This is a genomic window from Eudoraea sp. (assembly GCF_049669105.1).
In the GTDB taxonomy this organism is placed as follows: Bacteria; Bacteroidota; Bacteroidia; order Flavobacteriales; family Flavobacteriaceae; genus Eudoraea.
The window spans coordinates 1-2,647 of record NZ_JBATKE010000100.1 but is presented as its reverse complement, the minus strand read 5'-3'; the positions used below and the strand labels follow the sequence as shown (position 1 = coordinate 2,647).

The window sequence follows — 2,647 nt, the reverse complement described above, 5'->3', positions numbered from 1 at the left end:
TTTGATAACCTTAAAAGTGACCTGGCTGGGGCTCGAACCCAGGACCCTCTCCTTAAAAGGGAGATGCTCTACCAACTGAGCTACCAGGTCATTTTGTTATTAATCTTCCAATACCATCGATAAAACGGCATTAGCGGCTGCAAATATACTATCATTAATTAATTTTTCAAGTCCATTTAAAGATTAATTTAGGTTTTCTTTGAATTCCTTGATAATTAGTACATTTTTACTAAAATATTAAAATGAAAGTAGTCCTTGTAGGATATATGGGTAGTGGGAAAACCACTGTGGGGAAGTTGCTTGCTAAAGAGCTTAATTTTGAATTCGTAGATCTGGATGTCTATATTGAAACAAGGTTGAACCAGAAGATTTCAGACTTATTTGCAACTAAGGGGGAGCTGTATTTTAGAAAAAAAGAGAGCGAATTGCTGAATGAGTTACTTGATGACAATCGTGATTTGGTTATAGCATTAGGTGGTGGAACACCTTGTTACGGGGTCAATATGGATACAATTCTTCAAAAAACAAGCCTGGTTTTTTACCTTAAATTATCCATTGCTTCATTGATACAAAGACTCCATAAGGAGAAAAATCACAGACCTCTAATTGCGCATTTAAAAGATGAAGATTTACCGGAGTTTATAGGGAAACATATTTTTGAAAGAGGAGTTTTTTATTCTCGTGCCCATTTCACTATAATAGGAGACCTTAAGGATGCTGAAGCCGTTAAAGAAGAAATAGTGACTTTACTCCCCTAAATAAACGGCATCATTTTTTGCCTTGAATTCTACTGTGACATGCTCCTGTAAAGAAGTGGAAAGAGAAATCCCTTTAAAATCTGCTTTTACAGGATATTTTTTATGGTTTCTATTTACGAGAACAGCTGTTTTTAACTGTTTTAAGGGGGTTTTGAGAAAATGGTGCACTCCATAAATGAGGGTGCTTCCCGACTTTAGTACGTCATCAATAAGAACAACAGATTTATTTTTGTATTCACTTTCCGGAATGGAAATGGTAACCCCGCTTTTAATGGGATTCTTTTTGTCCATCATCACCTTACACAATACAATTTCTGCCGTAGTTATATCCTGGAGAACAGCTTGTAACTTCCTGGCAAAATTTAAGCCTCCTCCTTCAATACCTGCAATTATAATTTTTTTTTCAGATACATTGGTTTCATAGATCTGATAGGCAATCCTTCTGATTTTATGTTGAATCTGAACGTGGGAAAGTATTTTATTTTGCATAATTGCATCTAATTATTTTTCAAAGATAAAAAACAGTTCCTTATCTTTTCTGGGTGGGATAGAGTTGATTGCCCGCTCCAGTACATTTATCGTAAAAGTTGGGTTAAACAATTCTTCGTATTCTTTTGGACTACCACCAAATGGAGGACCGTTAAGGGTTAATGGAAAGTCGAATAAAAGTCCTGCTAGCTTTCCGCCAGGTTTTAAAAGCTGTAACATTTTCTGCACATAATTTTTTCGCAGTTCCGGATTTAGGGCACAAAAGAAAGTTTGTTCCAGGATCAAGTCGAAATCCTGTAGCTCCAGATCGAAAAAATCTCCAGATATTAATTGACTGGGGGGAATTTCCGGAATTTCTGCCTTTATTTTTTCCAAAGGCTGCCTTGCTAGATCCATTACATAAACGTTAGTAAATCCGCTTTTGTGAAGATAAATTGCTTCATAACCATTGCCGGCGCCGGGAATCAATATTTTAAGGTTTTTATCTTCAAGTTGATCAATATAATCCTTCAGGGGAGTAGATACTGTACCAATATCCCAACCCAGATTATTCGCGGCATACCGCTCTTCCCAATAGTCTCTATTCAGATTCATCCAGATAATCGTCTATATCACGTCTTTCTTTTTTGGTAGGTCGGCCTTCGCCTTTTTGTCTGTATTGATTTTTATTTAATTGCATTAACTCGTGGCTTTGAAATACTTCCTTTGGGGTGGTATCTTTTCTATAAATATCCACCAGTTTTGCACTTACCCGGCTCGAGGGCACATCCAGGACACTAAGTTCATAATTAATTTGATTTTTACGCACTATAATTTCATCCAGTTTATAGACTTCTCTTGAAGGTTTAACCGTTTTACCATTTATACGCACATGCCCTTTTTTACAAGCTTCAGTAGCCATATTTCGGGTCTTATAATAGCGAATACTCCACAAATACTTATCTATACGCATTTACAAATAAAAATCTTTGTTAAGGACTTCAACAAAAATAGGGGAAAATTGTATCTTGCGGGCTTCAAAAGAAGATCTATGAAAGAAAAAGGAGTTTTACTCTTTATTGCTTTGTTGGCTATTATATCCTCATGTAACAGTGATGATAGTACAGACGTTATAGTTGTGCCACCAAGACCCCTTGCTGAGGTTGAGGCAGAAAATGATGCGGAAATTAAAGAATACTTACAAACGCATTACTATAACTATGAAGAATTTGAAAGCCCACCTGCGGATTTCGATTATAAGATAGTTTTGGATACTATCACTAGTTTAACTGATGATAAAATTCCACTTATAGATCAGGTATCAACCATGACTATTCCTGTTTCGTCTGAAACTTTTAATTTGGATGAGGATGTAACTGTAAATCATACCCTTTATTATCTTGCTGCGCGTGAGGGAATAG

The 2,647-nt window shown here is 36.2% G+C and carries 4 protein-coding genes, 1 tRNA gene and 1 pseudogene; 2 read left to right on the top strand and 4 right to left on the bottom strand.

What is annotated here, in order from left to right; all coding sequences use genetic code 11:
• Positions 1–17: 17 nt before the first annotated feature.
• Positions 18–90, bottom strand: a tRNA-Lys gene (locus WBM60_RS08545).
• A gap of 152 nt (positions 91–242) precedes the next feature.
• Here WBM60_RS08545 and WBM60_RS08540 point away from each other — a divergent pair.
• Entirely contained in the window at positions 243–758 is a 516-nt protein-coding gene (locus WBM60_RS08540) for a shikimate kinase (RefSeq protein WP_424282961.1), read from the top strand.
• On the opposite strand, the gene WBM60_RS08535 is transcribed toward WBM60_RS08540, so the two are convergent.
• The 3 genes from WBM60_RS08535 to WBM60_RS08525 are packed head-to-tail and all read right to left on the bottom strand — an operon-like array spanning position 747 to position 2,199.
• The gene (locus WBM60_RS08535) at positions 747–1,247 is read right to left on the bottom strand and encodes a phosphoribosyltransferase family protein (RefSeq protein ID WP_424258967.1); all 501 of its coding nucleotides are present in this window, start codon (positions 1,245–1,247) and stop codon (positions 747–749) included. The genes WBM60_RS08540 and WBM60_RS08535 overlap by 12 nt on opposite strands.
• Before the next feature lie 12 nt (positions 1,248–1,259).
• Complete coding sequence (locus WBM60_RS08530) at positions 1,260–1,841, bottom strand: methyltransferase domain-containing protein (RefSeq protein ID WP_424282960.1); 582 nt, start codon at positions 1,839–1,841, stop codon at positions 1,260–1,262.
• Positions 1,828–2,199 carry an RNA-binding S4 domain-containing protein gene (locus WBM60_RS08525; protein WP_424276590.1) on the bottom strand — a complete coding sequence of 124 codons (372 nt, stop codon included), beginning with the start codon at positions 2,197–2,199 and terminating at the stop codon, positions 1,828–1,830. The genes WBM60_RS08530 and WBM60_RS08525 overlap by 14 nt, the downstream gene beginning before the upstream one ends.
• A gap of 78 nt (positions 2,200–2,277) precedes the next feature.
• Here WBM60_RS08525 and WBM60_RS08520 point away from each other — a divergent pair.
• A pseudogene (locus WBM60_RS08520) lies at positions 2,278–2,647 on the top strand (hypothetical protein); the annotation flags it as partial.